Genomic DNA, 15,061 nt, shown 5'->3' with positions numbered 1-15,061 from the left:
GTGTCTGAGCTTCTGAGCCCCGCCGAGGTGCAGGGTGCGGCGGAGGTGGCGGCCCAGCTGAAGAAGGGCCTCAACCAGGTGATGCTCGATCAGGAGTCCGTGGTCGAGCAGGTGGTGGTGGCGGTGCTCGCGCGAGGCCACGTGCTGCTCGAGGGCCTGCCCGGGCTCGGCAAGACGGAGCTGTGCAAGGCGCTGGCGCGGCTGCTGGCGCTGCCGTTCCGCCGCATCCAGTTCACGCCGGATCTGCTGCCCGGCGACATCACCGGCACCTATATCCTGGAGGGCGAGGGCCGCCGCGAGTTCACCTTCCGGGAAGGCCCGCTCTTCGCCAGCGTCGTCCTCGCCGACGAGATCAACCGCTCCAGCCCGAAGACGCAGGCCGCCCTGCTGGAGGCGATGCAGGAGCGGAGCGTGACGGTGCTCGGGCAGACGCGCTCGCTGCCGGATCCCTTCTTCGTGCTGGCCACGCAGAACCCCATCGAGCTGGAGGGCACCTACCCGCTGCCCGAGGCGCAGCTCGATCGCTTCCTCTTCCGCATCCAGGTGCCGCCGGTGGGGGCGAAGACGCTCGCCACGCTGCTCACCACCCGCGTGCGAGGCGCGCCGCCCGCGCTGCCGCCCGTGCTCGATGGGGAGAGCCTCTCGCGGCTCTTCGCCGCCACGGACCGCGTGCACCTGCCCGGGCCGGTGGCGGAGTTCATCGGCCGGCTGGTGGAGGCCTCGGATCCGCGCCAGACGCAGGCTCCGGATGCCGTGCGCCGCTTCGTCCGCTATGGCGCGTCGCCTCGGGCCGCGCTGGGACTGGCGGCCGCGGGCCGGGCGCTGGCGCTGCTGCGCGGCAAGCCCAACGTGGGGTTCGACGAGATCGTCGCCGTGGCGCCCGCCATCCTCAACCACCGGCTCGTGCTCGCCTACGAGGCCTCCTTGGAGAAGGTGGCCTCCACGGACGTCATCCGCGCGCTGCTCCAGGCCGTGCCCGAGGTGCCGCGTGCGTAGGTTCCTGGAGCCCTGGCTGCTGCTGGCCTCGCTGCTGGTCGCGGGCCTGGTGTTCGCGCAGCCGTCACCTCCGGCCGCTGCCGCCCCGGCAAAGGCCACAGCGGCCCAGGCGCCGCCTCCAGCGCCCATGGCCGAGCCAGCGGCAGGGGATGAGGATGCGGGGACCGACGAGGCGGACTCCGCAGACGAGGCGGACCCCGAAGATGAGGCGGCCGCCGACGACGAGAACGCTGTCGAGCCGGACGAGCCGGAAGAGCCCCCGCGCTCCGGCTACGCCGACCTGACGGGCACGCTGGAGGCCCTGGATGAGACGGACGGGCTGCGCGTCTCGCTCCACACCGGTGGCTTGAAAGCCAAGCGTGGGTTCACGCCGATCGAGGTGAGCTTGCACAACACCGAAGCCGTGCCGCGCTCGCTGCGGCTCAGCTTCCAGGGGTACGGCTCGGGCGCGTCCACCACGGTGCGGACCGTGGAGCTCGCCCCGCGCCAGCGGCTCACCACGTACCTGCTCGTCCCCGTGGCGGTCCAGAACGGCACCTTCACCATCGAGGGCCCCACCATTCGTCCGCGCACCGGCAACGTGTACCTGGACGAAGGCACCGCGGTGGCCACGCTGGTGCTCGGCACGGCCAAGGCGTTCGAGGCCGGTACGGGGATCCCTCGCACCGAGAGCGGCAAGCCGTCGCAGGTGGACGTCCGCTTCTTGAGCGTGCAGGACGCGCCTCGAGAGCTGGCTGCCTACGTGGGCTACCCCTCGGTGCTGGTGACCGAGGACGTGGCCTCCGTGCCCGCGGATGTCTGGGCCGCGCTGGAGAACTACGCCGCGGTGGGCGGCTCGCTCGTGCTGGCCCGGTCTCCGCGAGATGTGCGTCAGCGCCTGCCGCTGCTCGGCCAGGAGCCGGAGCGCGATGCGTGGAATGCCTATGGCTTCGGCAGCGTGTACCTGTGCCAGGGCGGGGCCGAGGACTGCGGCAAGGCGGTGGCCTCGGTCGAGGAGGAGAGCAAGCCGCTGCTGGAGCCCATCGGTCCGGCGCCGCGTTGGGAGAACAACCGCTTCGCGCTGCGCGGGGGCGAGGTGCCGCTGCTGCCCAATGCCCTGGTCCCGGTGGGGCGCTTCCTCGTCCTCATCTTCCTGTTCTCGCTGGTGGTGGGGCCGGGAGGGCTGATGCTGGCCCGGCGCAAGGGGCCCGTGGCGCTGTTGATCGGCGTGCCGGCGGTGGCGCTGCTCACCTGCCTGATCATCATCGGGGACTCGGTGCTGGGAGAGGGCTTCGTCACCCACGCCTCGCGCTACAGCTACACCTGGCTGGACCGGCCGAGAGACCGCGTGGTGACGGCGGCCGTGGCCGGCTACTACGCCAACCTCTCTTCCGACAAGGTGCAGCTCCCCGCCACCGGAGTGCTGCTGGCGCCGCAGGAGCTGGACGAGTGGCTGGTGGACGTGAGCTGGACGGGAGGCGGGATGGAGGCGGAGGGCCTCCTGCCCGCGCGAACCTATGTGGAGTGGGGAGAGCTGGCCGTGGTGCCCACGCGCGCCCGGCTGGTGGTGCGCAAGGAGGGCGAGGGGTGGAAGGTGCAGAACGCGCTCGGCGCGCCGCTCCAGGCTGGCTACGTGCGCCTGGGGAAGAGCTGGTACTCGCTGCCGGAGCTCGCCGACGGCGCCGAGGGGAGCGTCGCGGAGCTGAAGGATGACGCCAGCGGGGAGCTCGTCCGAGGGTTCGTGAGTCCCCCTGGCAGCGCGATGCACCGCTCGAGGGAGGACGTGGGCAGCTTCGCGTTGCCGCTGAAGGACGGGGACTTCGTGGCGCGGCTCGGGGGCGCGGGCTTCGCGCCGCTGGCGGCGCTGAAGGTGCAGCTCCACGAGGGAGTCCATTACGTGCGAGGGCAGGTGGACACGCCATGAGCCACGCGCGACGAGTCGAGGTGAGGCGATGAGCCTGCTGCAGGTGAAGGGGTTGCGGCGCGTCTACGGCGCGCTGCGTGCGGTGGATGATGTGTCCTTCGAGCTGGAGGCGGGCACCATCCTGGGCTTCATCGGGCCCAACGGCGCGGGCAAGAGCACCACCATGCGCATCATCGCCACGCTGGACACGCCCACGGCGGGCGAGGTGCTGCTGGACGGGCAGTCGCTGGTGGACGCGCCGGACAAGGCCCGGCCGCTGATCGGCTACATGCCGGACCGGTACGGCACCTATGACGACGTCACCGTGTGGGAGTTCCTGGACTTCTTCGCGCGGGCCTATGGCCTCAAGGGCGAGGCGCGGAAGAAGCGCGTGGAGTCGGTGATGGAGTTCACGGGGCTGATCCCCCTCAAGGACAAGCTCACCAGCGCGCTGTCCAAGGGCATGCGGCAGCGCGCGGCGCTGGGGCGGACGCTGCTGCACGATCCGAAGCTGCTCATCCTCGACGAGCCCGCGGATGGGTTGGATCCGCGCGCCCGCATCGAGCTGCGCGAGCTGCTGCGAGCGCTGGCGGATCAGGGCAAGGCGGTCCTCATCTCCAGCCACATCCTCACGGAGCTGGCGGAGATCTGCGACACGTGCGCCATCATCGAGCAGGGGCGGCTGCTGGCGACGGGCAAGGTGGCGGACCTGCTGGCGCAGAGCCAGGCGGGCGGGGGCTCGGAGCTGATGGTGCGGCTGGCGGTGGGCGCCGAGGGAGAGGCTGCGTACGAGCGGACGGAGAAGGTGCTGCTGGAGCAGCCTCACGTGGGGCAGGTGACGCGCGAGCCCGGGGGGCTGCGGGTGCAGCTGGAGCTGGAGCCGGGGGCCACTCGGGCGCAGGTGGATGAGGTGGCGGCGCGGCTGCTGGCGGCGCTGGTGGGGGCGGGCGTGCCGGTCTGCGCCTTCAGCCACCGCGAGCTGAACCTCGAGGATGCCTTCATGACGGTGACGAAGGGGAGGGTGGCGTGAGCGCGCCCGTGGAGAGCATGGCGAGGGCCCCGCTGAGCGAGCGGCTGGGAGATCGGATCAACCCGCTGGTGGTGAAGGAGATCCGCCAGGGCCTGCGCACCCGGGTGTTCTGGGTGTGCTTCGGGCTGATGCTGCTGGCGTGCGTGCTGCTGTCGCTGACGGCGTACGCGGACGTGCGGGATGGAGGCTACCGGGCTCGGGGCGGGTTCTACTTCTTCACCTACTTCGTGTGCCTGGGGCTGGTGCACTTCTTCGTCATCCCCTACAGCGCGTTCCGCTCGCTGGCGCGCGAGCGCGAGGACGAGACGTGGGTGTTGCTGGCGCTCACGGGGCTGGGGCCTCGGCGCATCCTGCGCGGCAAGATGACGTCCTTCCTGGCGCAGGCGGGGCTGTACGCCTCCGCGGTGGGGCCGTTCCTGCTGTTCAGCTACTACCTCAATGGGATCGATCTGCCGACGATCCTGATCATCCTGGCGCTGGGAGGCGCGTGGCTGGTGTTCCTCACGGTGCTGGGGGTGTGCTCGGCGACGCTGGCGGACGGTCGGCTGGGGCGCGCGTTCGTGCACTTCCTCGTGCTGGGCATGCTGGCCAGCGGGGTGGTGATGGGGCTGTCGGCGGCTTTCGGGCTGAGCGAGGGAGGCTCCCGGCTGATGCGCGAGCGAGAGCTGACGTACATGATCGGCATCTCCCTATGGCTGATGCTCGGCTATGGGTGGCTGCTGTTCGAGGTGGCCGCCGCGCGGCTGTCGTTGATCACCGAGAACTACTCCCTGGGGCCTCGGCGGGCGCTCGTGGCGCAGATGCTGATCAGCGCGGTGGTGGTGGGGATGATCTGGTGGAAGCAGGGCTTCGAGCGGCAGGTGGTGGCCGTGGCGGGCGTGGCCGGGTGCCTGCACCTGACGCTGGTGGGGCTCTTCGTCATCTCCGATGTGGACGGACAGGCGCGAGCGCTGCGGGCGAAGACGCGGGCCTGGAGCCTGCTGCGGCCCGGAGCGGTGCGCGGCTTCCGGCTCATGGTGTTGCTGCTCGTGGGCTGGTCGTTCTTCTGCTGGCTGCTCGGGCACAACTCGGTCGATGGACGGACCAACGATCGCTCGATGCTCTATGTGACGGTGGCCGCGGCGGCGTACCCGGTGCTGTACTTCGCGGTGGCGCTGCTCGTGGCGAGGATGCCGCGCTCGGATCGGCTGGCCTCTCCGACGGCGGTGCGCATCGTGTTCGCCGCGCTGGCGGGCCTGGCCTCCGTGATTCCGCCGATCCTGGCCTTGCTGGTGGACGAGCCCTCGGACAATGGGCTCATCAACCTGCTCAATCCCGTCGTGGGGCTCGTCGACTTTGGCTCGTATGACTACGCGCTGGGCCAGCCGAAGATGACCGTGGAGCTGCTGTTCTTCCTATGCGGGGTGGCCGCGCTCGCCGCCTTCGGCGCGGATCGGGCCCTGGTCGAGCGCGAGCGGAGGGTCCACGCCTCGTGAGCGCGGCGGCGGACGAGAGCGAGGTGGCGAGGTTGGCGCCGGGGCTGGCGCTGGCGCTCCCGCGAGTGCCTCACCGGGGGCGCGTGGGCGAGGCGCGAGCCACGTCCGCGGGCTCCTCGTTGGAGCTGCACGACTTTCGCGCCTACCAGCCCGGGGATGATCTGCGGCAGGTGGACTGGAACGCGGTGGCGCGCACCGGAGAGATCATCCTCCGCGTTCGTCAGGATGAGGTGTCTCCGCGCCTGGAGGTGCTGGTGGATGCCTCGCGCTCGGTGGCGCTGAGCCCGGCGAAGGAGGCCAGGACCCGGGAGGTGGCGCTGCTGGCCGTGGAGGTGGGCGCGCTGCAGGGGTTGACTCCTTCGCTGCTCACCACGAGCGTTCGGCCGGAGCGGGCGCAGGGACAGGTGTGCCGCTCGGCGTTGCGTGCGGCGGCCTTCGACGCGAGGGATGATCTGGCCTCGGCGCTGGGGCGGATGCCGCCACTGCGCCCGTGTGGCCTGCGCGTGGTGGTGAGTGACTTCCTCTTCGAGACGGAGCTGTCCGCCCTGGTGGCGCGGCTGGCTCGAGGGGCCTCGGCGCTGTTTCTGGTGCAGGTGCTGGACGCGGAGGACCTGGAGCCCTCGGGAGGCGAGGGGGCTCGGCTGGTGGACTCGGAGAGCGGCGCGGCGCTGGAGGAGTTGCTGACGGAGGACGTGCTGGCGGCGTACGCACGGCGCTTCGCCGAGCACCAGAAGGCGCTTCGGGCCGCGGCAGTGCGAGCGAAGGCAACCCTGGTGACGGCGCCAGCCCCCGAGTCCTTGAGCGCGCTCGTGAGAGGCCCCTTGCGGCCACTGTTCCTGGCGGGAGGAGGCGCGTGAGCTTCGGCTTCCCATGGGGACTGCTGGCCCTGGGGGCGCTGGTGCCTCTGGCGGCGGCGTACTTCCTGCGGCGGCGGCAGAAGCCAGTGACAGTGAGCGCGCTCTTCCTGTGGCGCACGCCTCGCCCGCGCGCCGAGGCGGGGCCGCGCTTCGAGCGCTTCACCCGCGAGGCCTCGCTGTTGCTGGAGGCGCTGGCGGTGGTGGCGGCGGCGCTCTTCCTGGCGGACGTGCGCTTCAGCAGCGACACCCGCGCCCGGCACGTGGTGCTGGTGGTGGACGGGAGCCTCTCGCTCTCGGCGCGAGGGCCGGATGGGGTGACGGTGCTGGAGCGAGTGCGCCGCGAGGCCGCCAAGCGGGTGGAAGAGGAGCGCGCCACGCGGGTGACGGTGCTGGCCAGCGGCTCGGCGCCGAGGGTCATCGCGGGGCCGGAGGCGGAGCCCTCGAAGGCGCTGGGAGCGCTGGAGTCGTTCCAGGCGCTCGGAGCGGACCATGACGTGACGGCCACGCTGCTGTGGGCGCAGGAGCTGGCCGGGCCGGGGCGGCGGGTGCACTTCTTCACGGACGTAATGCCCGCGGAGGGGGCGGTGGTGCCGCCGGCGGTGAGGTGGATGGCGCTCGGGGTGCCTCGGGACAACGTGGCGCTCGTCTCCGCGCAGCGGCGGGACGAGGGCACGAAGGCCACGGTGACGCTGCGAGTGGCGCGCTTCGGCGGACCGGACACGGTGGAGGTCCGAGTGCGCGCCCAGCCGGGCCCGGGCGCGAAGGAAGGCACGGAGCAGCGCGAGCAGGTGCAACTGCCCACGGAGGGAGCGGCGACGGTGCGCCTCACCTTCGAGAACGCGGGAGACGTGGAGGTGACGCTGCCGCAGGACGCGCTGCCGGAGGACGGGCAGGCAAGGCTGGTGCCCTCGGTGGTGAGACCGGTGCGCGTGGCGCTGGCGGAGGGCTTGGATGCGCAGGCCCGTCAGGCGCTGGAGCGTTTCCTGGTGGTGGCTCCGGACGTGGAGACAGGCGCGGGCGAGGGAGCGCTGCTCATCGGACCCCGAGGAACGGACGCGAAGGTGACGGTGGGAGCAGGAGGCACGCTGCGCACATTCCTGGGGCCGTTCTTCTCGGAGAAGAACAACCCATTGCTGGACGACGTGCAGCTCGCTGGAGTGCGTTGGACCGCGGGAGACAATCCGCCGGGGCGAGCGCTGATCACAGCAGGAGACGCGGTGCTGCTCTCCGAGGAGGACGGGCGCGTGCACGTCAACCTGGAGCTGTCGCGCTCCAACCTTCAGCGCACGCCGGCATGGCCCGTGCTGCTGGGAAACGTGCTGCGTGAGGAGCGACGAGCGAGAGAGGGGTTCCCCCGCCGACAGCTCACGCTGGGCGAGCCCCTGCCAGTGGTGACTCAGCCGGGAGCCCGCTACACGCTGGTAGGCCCGCTGGGAGACAAGCCTGTCTTCGGGGCGGGAGCGCTGACCCTGCCCGCGCCGCTGCTGCCGGGCCGCTACACGCTGGAGCGGGACGGAAAGCCCGTGGATGTGACCGAGGTGCTGGCGCTGGACGCGCGAGAATCGGACCTGCGCGGGCGCGGCAGCGGCGAGCGGAAGGCGGAGGCAGAGGAGAAGGAAGAGGGAAGCACGGGCTCACCGGGACGAGCGCGCTGGCCCCTGCTGGTGCTGCTGGGAGCGCTGCTGGCGGACTTCTACGTGACGAGGCGGAAATGATGGGAGGTAAAGGTCTGATTGCAGCGGCGCAGGTATTTGTCATGGCCTCGTGCTTGGCCTGCTCCGCTCCCAACCCCAACATCCGTGCGCATCGCCTGCCTGATGGCAGCGTCGAGGTCGAAGGTCCATTGGCAGGACCGTTTCAGACGATGGAGGAACTGGCTGAGAAGTCGTGTGCCATCATGACCGATCAACCTGGAGCGTCCAATGGTGCTTACGGCTCCGAATATTGCGCCCTGTACTACTACTCACGTTCGAGTGACGGTTACTTTCTCAGCTATCTTTCGGACATCAAGAACAGATTGGACAGTGAGCTGAAGACCTGTGTGGTTCCTTCCTCGATAGATGACCGGGAGCATCGTGATGCCATCATTCTTGGCAAAGCTCACACGCACCCTAACAACCGGCGTCTCTCGTTCAATGACATGAGCGTTGCGGCGCATTGGTATCCAACCAGGGCCGCAGACAGTGAGACAGGCAGAGTCTGGCATCGAGGCGTGATGCTCTTTTACCGAGAGAAGACCGGTGGGTGCAGTGCCTATCTTTATGACAATGTGACACGACTGGTGATGGCCCTCCGTGGAGGGAAGTGGGTCGCGATTGGCAAAGCTTACGATGAGAAGGGCAACGTCGAGATGCTCAAGGGCATGGACTGGTTGCCCTGAACAGTCACCGAGAAGGGGTGCAAAATGAGCCGCGCTGTACCCTACGGCCAGCAGCGAATTGCAGAGGGAAGGCCATGAAGCCATGTCTCTGGATCATCCTGGGATGCTCCGTCGCGATGCTGGGATGCTCCCACTTTGGGTATTACAAATATGAGAAACCCCAAAGGGCTCCTCCAGAGGTCTCGGCCCAGGTGCGATTCCCGAACGCGCTCGAGGGCGGAGCGCAGTTGACTGGGCCGATGATGCTTGCTCTGAAGGTGGCGATGTCTGATTTCCGCCCTCCTTGGATCAAGCCAGAGAAACAGCAAGATCCTGAAGACAAATGCCTCGCGGATTGGAGGTATATCGACACCACTGTCGTGCAGGCCGAGGAGAATCTTTTCTACGTCCTCTTCACGCCAGATTTGAGGCAATGCGGCCCTGGGTTCGTGGTCCTTGATGCGGGGGCGCTCTACGCCATCGATGCTCAGGGTCGGATTCTTGCGAAGGAGTAGTCTTTTGCTTCCGGCAACAGCGAGGCAAGTCCAGTACCTTTCAGACAACCCATGAGGTAGGCTCACCGAGCGGGCGGAGGTGGCGCCCCATGCCGGGAGGAACTCATGGAGGCTCAGCCTCTCGCGCCGGACGAGGACCCAAGAGCCTTGCCCCTGGGCACCCGCATCGGTGCGTGGCGAGTGAGCGGCTACGGAGGCGTGGGAGTCTACGGCGCCGTCTACAAGGCCCTCCGAGTGGGGCATGAAGAGGCCGGGCCCGTGGCCCTCAAACTGGCCCTGTGCCCTCGGGATCCTCGCTTCGAGCGCGAGGCCCGGCTGCTCTCGATCATCCGGCACTCCAGCGTGCCGCGGTTGCTCGACGCCGGGCAGTGGCGGCACTCCTCCGGCTTCATGCACCCGTACATCGTCATGGAGTGGATTGATGGATCGCCGCTGTACTCCTGGGCCGCGCGTCGCAATCCTTCCTCGGCTCAGGTGATGCGGTTGCTGGCTCAAGGAGCCCAGGCGATGCACGCCATGCACTCGGTGGGCGGAGTGCATCGGGACATCAAGGGCGACAACGTGATGGTCCGAGCGGCGGATGGCCGGTTCTTCCTCGGGGACTTCGGATCGGGGCACTACCCGGGAGCGGAGCGATTGACGCCGTCGGTCCTGCCGCCCAGCACTCCGGCCTATCGAAGCCCCGAGGCTTGGGACTATGCCCGGCGCCACGGCCACCTCCCGTTCGCCCTCTATGTTGCCCAGCCCTCCGATGATGTGTTCGCCTTCGGGATCATGGCCTACCGACTGGTGACGGACGAGTACCCACCTTCTCCGGAGTCCCGCATGGCAGAGGGGCGGTGCTGGCTGCCGGGTGGTGGGGGTCCTCGGCCTCCGAGGGCGCTCAATCCCCGGGTGGATCCACGGCTCGATGCGCTCATCCTGCGCATGCTGTCCTCGAAGCCCGAGGAGCGTGGCACCGCGGAAGAACTGGCCGAGGCGCTGGAGCAACGAGCCGCGCACGCCGGGCCGGAGGCGGAGGTCCCCCTATTCGACTGGGAGACGTTGGAGCGTTCGGAGTGGCCGCCCGAGGAGGCAGCCGAAGCCGGGTTCTCTGGCCACCGTCTGCGCCGCAGAGAAAGAGAAGAGGTACGCCGCGCCGCGGAGATGGATGCCGCCGCACAGGCGAAGACAGAACGTCCAGCGGTTGAAGCACAGCCCTCCGCTGCGGCTTCCCGCGAGCACGTCACGCCTCATGAGCGGAGCGGGAGATGGCTGGCTCTGCTTGCGCTAGTGGCGGCTGTGGCTCTGGCGCTGTGGCCTCGGGGGACCGTGCCTGAGCGCACCGAGGATGAGCCGCCCATGGTGCGGAACTCACCCGAGGAGGAGGAGCGCGACGGTGGCTCTATCTCAGTCGGGGACGCTGGGCTGACCTCTTCCTACTCGCCCACGAAAGGGTCCCCAGGTGCCTCCTCAGGAGGAGCGATCGCCGTGGAGGTGCCGCCGAAGCCGCAGCCAGGGCAGATCAAACCGGATGGAAATGGTCGCTGCCGCAAGGGACAGATTGCGATCAACGGTGGATGCTGGTTTGAAACGAAGGTTGCGCTCGAGGACTGCAGTGGGAACGGGGTCGTGTACCGGGGCGGCTGTTACGTCCCCGCCTACCCGTCCGATCGCGAGCCGACCTCTACTCGCATGAAGAAGTGATCCGCGCACTGAAAGGACTCTGTCTCCTTACCTTGCCCCTCCGCTGATCACGCCGCACTTTTGAGGTCTCTCGTGCGAGACGGTAGTGGACTGAGGAGGACCCCTTCGACCCTGTGCTCCCCTGCGAGCGAGCATTGGTCCGTTTTGTGCTTCAGCCCTGCGGACCATGTCCGGTCCGCATGATCTCTTTGTCCGGAGAACCTTCAGCCACCCCGAGCTGGCCGCGGCCGAGCTGCGCGCTGTCTTGCCCCCACAGGTGGTCTCCCAGGTGGACTGGTCCACCCTGCGACGCGAGTCGGGCTCGGTGGTGGACCCGGAGCTGAAGGAGACCGAGAGCGATCTGCTCTTCTCCGCCCGCCTTTCCGGCGGACGGCCGGTGCTGCTCTATCTGTTGCTGGAGCACCAGTCGTCCGTGGATCGCTGGATGGCCCTGCGGATGCTTCGCTATGTGGTGCGCCAGTTGGAGCACTGGCGCAAGGAGCACGCGGGCAGTGGGTTGCTGCCAGTCATCATCCCCTTGGTCATGTACCACGGGCCCGGCGGGGCCTGGAGCGCCCCTCGCCAGATCGAAGAGCTTTTCGATGTGCCAGGAGAGGGGGCGCTGTCCGAGGAGTGGAGGGCACTGCTGCCACGCTTCGAGTACCTGGTGGATGACCTGACGTCCGAGCGGGCGGAAGCGCTCCTGGCGCGCCCAGGCCCGCCTCAAGCCCGGCTGGCGCTGCTGGCCTTGCGGTACGGGCGGACGGAAGAGCTGGCACAGCAACTGCCGCGCTGGGCGGCGCTCTTCGCTCAGGTGCGAGCCACCCCCAATGGTCTCGAGGAGCTGAGCGGAGTGTTTCACTATCTACTGCTGGTGGGGGAGCGGTCCGTGCGAGGTGCCACGGTGGGCATGTTAAAATCGGTCGTGGGTTCACGCCGAACGGAGGAATTGATGCTGACCTGGGGTGAGGAGCATTTCGAGCAAGGGCGTCAGAAGGGCTTGAGCGAGGGCCTGAGCCAAGGGCGTGCCGAGGGGCGCGCCGAGGATGTGCTCCGGATCCTCGCCGCACGCGGGGTGCAGGTCGACGACCAGGCCCGCCAGCGCATCTTGTCGTGCACGGACCTGGCCACCCTCGATCAGTGGTTTGATCGGGCGTTGAAGGCCACTCGCCTCGCGGAGGTCCTGGAGGACCGCGCGCAGTGAGCCCGTAGGGCACGGAACCCAGGTTCAGTGCGATCCCATGATCAGGGTTGTCTGCCGTCCGATCGGCGGGGCCACCCGCGAGGTTTGCCGCGGAGGGGGATCGGATCGAGCTTTCTGACGTCGGCCCATCGCGTCCGGAGCCGATTTTTCGGCCTCCGGCGCGATTCGCGGTACCCGGCGCTGGACCTGCTCCGAGCGCACTTTTCTCCGACCTGGGCCGTCAGAGGAGGCAGCGCATGGCACGCCCCATGTGGAAGGGCTCGGTCAACTTTGGTCTCGTGAACGTGCCGGTGCGGATGTACCGCGCCGTCAGCCCGCGCGACATCCGCTTCCACCAGCTCCACGAGAAGGACAAGGCTCGCATCCGTGAGAAGCGCGTCTGCGAGGCCGAGGGCGTGGAGGTCCCCTACGAGGAGATCATCAAGGGCTACGAGATCAGCAAGGGCGTCTACGTCACCATCACGCCCGAGGAGCTCAAGGCCCTGGCGCCCAAGGGCACCTACGCCATCGACATCGAGGACTTCGTCCCGGCCGGCGACATCCACCCGCTCTTCTTCGACTCGCACTACCACCTGGTGCCCGAGACGAACGCCGCGCGCGCGTACGCGCTGCTGAGCGAGGCGCTGGAGAGCGCTGGGCGCATCGGCGTGGGACGTGTGGTGCTGCGCACCCGGCAGTACACGTGCGCCGTGCGGCCCAACGGGCCCGGGCTGATGCTCTCCACCATGAACAGCGTGGACGAGGTCATCTCCCTGGAGCAGATCGACGGGATGCCCTCGCACATGCCCAAGGTGAACGCGCGCGAGCTGGCCACCGCCGAGCAGCTCATCGAGTCGCTGAGCGCTCCGTTCGAGCCCGACAAGTACCGGGACGTCTACCGCGAGCAGCTGGAGGAGGTGCTGCGGCAGAAGGCCGGCGGCGCGGAGATCCGCCGCTCGCCCGCCGCGGCCCCTGAGTATGAAGCGCCCGCGAACCTGATGGACGCGCTGAAGAAGAGCCTCGCGGCCGCCAAGCGCACCCGCGACCGGGAGGAGGAGGCCAGCACGCCTCGCCGCGCCACCCGGGCCGCGGGCACACGCCGGGTCCGCTCGCAGGCGTCGGCTCGCACCGCCCGGTCCCGCAAGAAGTGAGCTGGAGCCTCCCTGGCTGCTCAGCGTCGAGGGAGCCAGGAAGGCTCGGGCGGGTGTCACAGGTGAATTGGCCACGCTCTCTCCGAGTGACCCCCGAGGTCATTCGAAAGGAAACGTGCCATGAGCCAGACCCCCGAGATTCAGGAGCAGAGCATTGAGCGTCGTGAAGGTTCGAGCAGCGGCCGCCAGCTGATCATTTCCGGACGGCAGGCCGTGATCGAGCTCAACCCCGAGGAGCTGGGCGCGGTGGTGGGCGGCGCCAAGCCTGTCGTGGAGATCACCATCAGCCCCGACGGCACCATCAAGATCGTCCAGAAGTAGTCCCCGCGAGGAGGCGCGCGGTGGGCGGGTGCCCTACGCTCACCGCGCACTCCCTCGCCGCACAGGCTTGCAGGGCCATGGAGACGTTTCACTCAACACATGCGCGGCGTGTCTCCTGTCCGCTCTGAGCCCTGGGCAACACCGGCAGGTCCGCAAACCTTGATGGGTTTGGAAGCGGTGATGACCGTCCCCCCCGCCTTCGAGTGCTGACCCACTCGGGGCAACCGCCGACCTGCTCGAATCGTGGGGGATTCACATGACGAAACGTAGCGTCCTGGGTGCTGTTGCCGTCACTCTCGCCGCCCTGGGAGGACTGCCCGCTGCCGCGCACACCCGTACACCTTGGCAGATGCATGAGGGGCTGGAGGTGACGTCCTCCAACCCGCTGGGCCTGCTGCCCTTTGCCTGCACTCCCTCCGTCAACGGGGATGCGTGTGAGTTCAGCGTGGCCACCATCCCGCCCAAGGGGGATGCGGGTTGGAAGGCTGCTCCCGATGGGAGCTCGATCGGGTTGGTGAGCAGCTCGCTCGTCTGTCAGGCGCCCGTCTCGTGCCTGGTGTACGGCGACTTCATCTACTACCAGACCCAGGTCAACGTAGGAGCCGGCCCGGTGAACCAGTTCACGGTCTCCTTCAACGTCGTGGACGATGGCCTGCGGGTGACGATCTTCAACTCGAAGTACCCCAATGGAATCACCGCCCCGGAGGGCTTCCTGCACATCAATGGGAGCTTGAGCACCGGGAACCTCGCCGCCTACGTGGCAACGGGCGAGGTGAACCGCGTGGTGCTCACCCAGGTGGATGACTGCTGCACCGAGAGCCGCTTGACGGGCGCGGTGATCCAGATCAACGGCGAGGTGGTGGGCCTCGCGTGCCAGAGCGACAGTGAGTGCAACGACGGGGACTCGTGCACCGCGGATTTCTGCTCGAGTGGGACGTGCAGCCACCCGCTGCTGGCGTGCTCCAATGGCCAGAGCTGCGCCGGGCCGATCCTCAACCTGACGAGCGCGGCCACCAGCCCCACCTGGGCCTGCACGCCGAACTCGAACGGCGAGCCCTCGCTGACGGTGCATGGCAGCCTGGACATGACGCTGGAGTGCGGCCAGGACGTGTGGGTGGATCCGGGCGCGGAGGCGTGGGACTCGGCGTGCCACCCGCTGACGGTGCACACGTACAACACCGGGCATGACAGCGCCGGCCCGGGCCCGAACACGTGCGCCGAGGGCACCTACTCGGTGCAGTACATCGCCTGGGATTCGGCGGGGAAGACGGTGGGCGCCATCCGCTCGGTGAAGGTGGATGACACCCAGCCGCCCACGCTCATGCTCAAGGGCGCCGAGCACATGACGCTCCAGTGCGGCCACGGGTACGTGGAGCCGGGCTGGGAGGCGTGGGATGCGTGCTACGGCAACATCACTCCCGAGGTGAAGGTGTACGGCTACCCGAATGGTTGGGTGGCTGGCACGTACACGGTCACCTATACGCTGACGGACAGCGGCGGCAACAGCGCGCCGACCCTGACGCGCACGGTGGACGTGGTCAACTGCCCCTGGTGAGTTCTCGGGGCCGGCGCCCTGCGCGGATGGGGGCGCCGGCTTGGAGGGGCCGTAGTAGAGTGAGGGCCACTG

At 68.7% G+C, this 15,061-nt stretch carries 13 protein-coding genes; all 13 read left to right on the top strand.

Annotated features, from left to right (window positions below; translation table 11 throughout):
• Complete coding sequence (locus tag ACJ8AT_RS03495) at positions 1 to 996, top strand: AAA family ATPase (protein WP_407736104.1); 996 nt, start codon at positions 1 to 3, stop codon at positions 994 to 996.
• Positions 989 to 2,899: a hypothetical protein gene (locus ACJ8AT_RS03490; protein WP_407736103.1), complete on the top strand. Its 1,911-nt coding sequence runs from the start codon at positions 989 to 991 to the stop codon at positions 2,897 to 2,899. Before ACJ8AT_RS03495 ends, ACJ8AT_RS03490 begins: the two co-directional genes overlap by 8 nt.
• 28 nt (positions 2,900 to 2,927) lie before the next feature.
• The gene (locus ACJ8AT_RS03485; RefSeq protein ID WP_407736102.1) at positions 2,928 to 3,908 is read left to right on the top strand and encodes an ABC transporter ATP-binding protein; all 981 of its coding nucleotides are present in this window, start codon (positions 2,928 to 2,930) and stop codon (positions 3,906 to 3,908) included.
• Positions 3,905 to 5,383 carry an ABC transporter permease gene (locus tag ACJ8AT_RS03480; RefSeq protein WP_407736101.1) on the top strand — a complete coding sequence of 493 codons (1,479 nt, stop codon included), beginning with the start codon at positions 3,905 to 3,907 and terminating at the stop codon, positions 5,381 to 5,383. Before ACJ8AT_RS03485 ends, ACJ8AT_RS03480 begins: the two co-directional genes overlap by 4 nt.
• Positions 5,380 to 6,240, top strand: coding sequence for a DUF58 domain-containing protein (locus ACJ8AT_RS03475; RefSeq protein ID WP_407736100.1), 861 nt, complete (start codon positions 5,380 to 5,382; stop codon positions 6,238 to 6,240). The genes ACJ8AT_RS03480 and ACJ8AT_RS03475 overlap by 4 nt, the downstream gene beginning before the upstream one ends.
• Entirely contained in the window at positions 6,237 to 7,955 is a 1,719-nt protein-coding gene (locus ACJ8AT_RS03470) for a BatA domain-containing protein (RefSeq protein WP_407736099.1), read from the top strand. The genes ACJ8AT_RS03475 and ACJ8AT_RS03470 overlap by 4 nt, the downstream gene beginning before the upstream one ends.
• A complete protein-coding gene (locus tag ACJ8AT_RS03465; protein ID WP_407736098.1) occupies positions 7,952 to 8,620 on the top strand; it encodes a hypothetical protein in 669 nt (222 codons plus the stop codon). Before ACJ8AT_RS03470 ends, ACJ8AT_RS03465 begins: the two co-directional genes overlap by 4 nt.
• A gap of 74 nt (positions 8,621 to 8,694) precedes the next feature.
• Complete coding sequence (locus tag ACJ8AT_RS03460) at positions 8,695 to 9,114, top strand: hypothetical protein (RefSeq protein ID WP_407736097.1); 420 nt, start codon at positions 8,695 to 8,697, stop codon at positions 9,112 to 9,114.
• A 105-nt stretch (positions 9,115 to 9,219) separates the two neighbouring features.
• On the top strand, positions 9,220 to 10,800 hold the full coding sequence (locus tag ACJ8AT_RS03455) for a serine/threonine protein kinase (protein ID WP_407736096.1): 1,581 nt from the start codon (positions 9,220 to 9,222) through the stop codon (positions 10,798 to 10,800).
• Positions 10,801 to 10,966: 166 nt separating this feature from the next.
• The gene (locus ACJ8AT_RS03450) at positions 10,967 to 11,983 is read left to right on the top strand and encodes an Rpn family recombination-promoting nuclease/putative transposase (RefSeq protein WP_407736095.1); all 1,017 of its coding nucleotides are present in this window, start codon (positions 10,967 to 10,969) and stop codon (positions 11,981 to 11,983) included.
• 236 nt (positions 11,984 to 12,219) lie between these two features.
• The gene (locus ACJ8AT_RS03445; RefSeq protein ID WP_407736094.1) at positions 12,220 to 13,113 is read left to right on the top strand and encodes a Ku protein; all 894 of its coding nucleotides are present in this window, start codon (positions 12,220 to 12,222) and stop codon (positions 13,111 to 13,113) included.
• 120 nt (positions 13,114 to 13,233) lie between these two features.
• The gene (locus ACJ8AT_RS03440; RefSeq protein ID WP_407736093.1) at positions 13,234 to 13,434 is read left to right on the top strand and encodes a hypothetical protein; all 201 of its coding nucleotides are present in this window, start codon (positions 13,234 to 13,236) and stop codon (positions 13,432 to 13,434) included.
• Between the two features lie 256 nt (positions 13,435 to 13,690).
• Positions 13,691 to 14,989: an immunoglobulin-like domain-containing protein gene (locus ACJ8AT_RS03435; RefSeq protein ID WP_407736092.1), complete on the top strand. Its 1,299-nt coding sequence runs from the start codon at positions 13,691 to 13,693 to the stop codon at positions 14,987 to 14,989.
• Positions 14,990 to 15,061 lie beyond the last annotated feature (72 nt).

Source organism: Hyalangium sp., assembly GCF_045802625.1.
Classification (GTDB): Bacteria; Myxococcota; Myxococcia; order Myxococcales; family Myxococcaceae; genus Hyalangium.
Note: the sequence above shows the minus strand (reverse complement) of the source record. Positions and strands in the feature narration are given on the sequence as shown.